General features: G+C 68.9%; 3 protein-coding genes. All 3 read right to left on the reverse strand.

The window, feature by feature from the left end:
* A partial coding sequence (locus tag G3N99_RS39265; RefSeq protein ID WP_206125086.1) for an enoyl-CoA hydratase-related protein occupies positions 1 to 326 on the reverse strand: 326 nt, incomplete at its 3' end.
* A gap of 38 nt (positions 327 to 364) precedes the next feature.
* Positions 365 to 1,687 carry a phenylacetate--CoA ligase PaaK gene (paaK, locus tag G3N99_RS39270; protein WP_174943010.1) on the reverse strand — a complete coding sequence of 441 codons (1,323 nt, stop codon included), beginning with the start codon at positions 1,685 to 1,687 and terminating at the stop codon, positions 365 to 367.
* 59 nt (positions 1,688 to 1,746) lie between these two features.
* On the reverse strand, positions 1,747 to 2,252 hold a 506-nt coding region (locus G3N99_RS39275; RefSeq protein ID WP_241012080.1), incomplete at its 5' end, for a 3-hydroxyacyl-CoA dehydrogenase family protein.

The following is a 2,252-nucleotide window of genomic DNA, read 5'->3' on the forward strand; positions in this document are numbered from 1 at the left end:
TGCACGCGCGCCACCGTCGGCTTCGGGCATTGCCGGATCGCGCGCATCATCGCGGCGAATCGCTCCGCGTCGCGCAGGTTCGCGGCCGCGTCGTTCGCGCTCGCACGCTGCATCCACTGCAGGTCGGCGCCCGCGCAGAACGCGCGGCCCTCCGAACGCAGCACGATCGCGCGCACGTCGTCACGCCGGCCGAGCGTGGTGAACGCGTCGGTCAGTTCCGCGATCATCGTCTCGTCGAACGCGTTGAGCACGTCGCCGCGCTGCAGCGCGACGGTTGCGATGCCGCGCGCATCGACCGTGACGGCCAGGGTCTTCAATCCATCCATCGAACAGGTTTCCTCGGGTAGAACGGCAAACAGGGGAATTACGCGGCTTGGCGGCGGTCGATCACGCGCCGGGCCTTGCCGGTCGCGGTCGCGGGAATGCCGCCCGCCGCCAGCACCGTCACGCCGGACGACACGCCGACCATGGTCTTGATCCGGTGCTGCAGTTCGCGCGCAAGCGCCGCGCGATCGCTTTCGCTGACGGACGCGGCCACTTCGGAGCGCAGTTCGACCGCGAGGTCGAGCCGGTCCATGTGACCGTCGCGCGACAGCGTGATCTGGAACTGGCCCGACAGCTGCGGCAGCGCGACGACGATCTCCTCGATCTGGCTCGGGAACACGTTCACGCCGCGCACGATCAGCATGTCGTCGGAGCGACCGGTGATCTTCGCGAGACGGCGCATTGCGCGCGCGGTCGGCGGCAGCAGCGCGGTGAGGTCGCGGGTGCGGTAGCGGATCACCGGCATCGCTTCCTTCGTCAGCGACGTGAACACGAGCTCGCCCTGGCTACCGTCGGGCAGCACTTCGCCCGTGACCGGATCGATGATTTCCGGGTAGAAATGGTCTTCCCAGATCACCGGGCCGTCTTTCGTCTCGACGCATTCGCACGCGACGCCCGGGCCCATCACTTCCGACAGCCCGTAGATGTCGAGCGCGTCGATGCCCACGCGCGTCTCGACTTCCTCGCGCAGCGCCTGCGTCCACGGCTCCGCGCCGAAGATGCCGATCTTCAGCGACGACTCGGCCGGGTCCATCCCCTGCCGCACCATCTCGTCGATCAGGTTCAGCATGTACGACGGCGTGACGAGGATGATCTTCGGCTCGAAATCGCGGATCAGCTGCACCTGCTTCTCGGTCTGCCCGCCCGACATCGGCACGACCATGCAGCCGAGCCGTTCCGCGCCGTAGTGAATCCCGAGGCCGCCCGTGAAGAGGCCATAGCCGAACGCGTTGTGCAGCGTATCGCCCGGGCGGCCGCCCGCTGCGCGGATCGAGCGCGCGGTGACGTTCGCCCACGTATCGATGTCGCGCGCGGTGTAGCCGACCACCGTCGGCTTGCCCGTCGTGCCGCTCGACGCGTGCACGCGCACGACCTGCTCGCGCGGCACCGCGAACAGCCCGAACGGATAGTTGTCGCGCAAGTCGTTCTTGGTCGAGAACGGGAATTTCGCGAGATCGGCGAGCGACTTCAGGTCGTCCGGATGCACGCCTGCCGCATCGAACGTGCGGCGATAGTGCGGGACGTTGTCGTATGCGTGGCGCAGCGACCACTTGAGGCGCTCGAGCTGCAGCGCCTGCAGTTCGTCGCGGCTGGCGGTCTCGATCGGCTCGAGGGCGGCGGCGGGATGCGTCGGGTGAGTCATCGGGGTGCTCCTCCAATGGAGTGATGTCGTTATCGTGTTCGAAGTGACGGGGTCGACGGCTACGACCGGAACGTGCGGCCAGCCGCATGCAGCGCGGCGATGCGCGGCGACACGCGATAGCGGTCCTCGCCGTAGCTCGCCGCGAGGTTCGACAGCACGCGATGCACGCGGCCGATGCCGATCGCATCGGCCCACGCGAGCGGGCCGCACGGGTAGTTCACGCCCTTCTCCATCGCGAGATCGAGATCGGCGGGCGAACACACGCCCTGGTTCACCGTGTCGGCCGCCTCGTTCGCGAGCATCGCGACGGTACGCATCGCGACCATGCCCGGCACGTCCGCGACGCCGACGACGCGGAAGCCCGCCTGCTGGAACAGGCCGACCGCGTCCGCGTAAGCCGCATCGCTGCACTGGAGCGCGCGCGTCAGCGCAACGAGCCCGGCCTGTGCGTAATCGCGCGCAAGGTCGACCAGCACGAGATCGGCGACACCCGTCTGCGCGGCGCGCGCGGTCGCGGTGCGGCCGTCGGTCAGCGCGATCGATGCGCTGCCGGCCGTCGCGAGCA

Origin of the sequence: Burkholderia sp. Ac-20392 (genome assembly GCF_017104585.1) — a bacterium.
Classification (GTDB): Bacteria; Pseudomonadota; Gammaproteobacteria; order Burkholderiales; family Burkholderiaceae; genus Burkholderia; species Burkholderia lata.

What these genes read in the sequence shown, in the direction of transcription:
- paaK (WP_174943010.1), bottom strand. Translation starts at nt 1,687, where the DNA reads ATGACTCACCCGACGCATCCCGCCGCCGCCCTCGAGCCGATCGAGACC.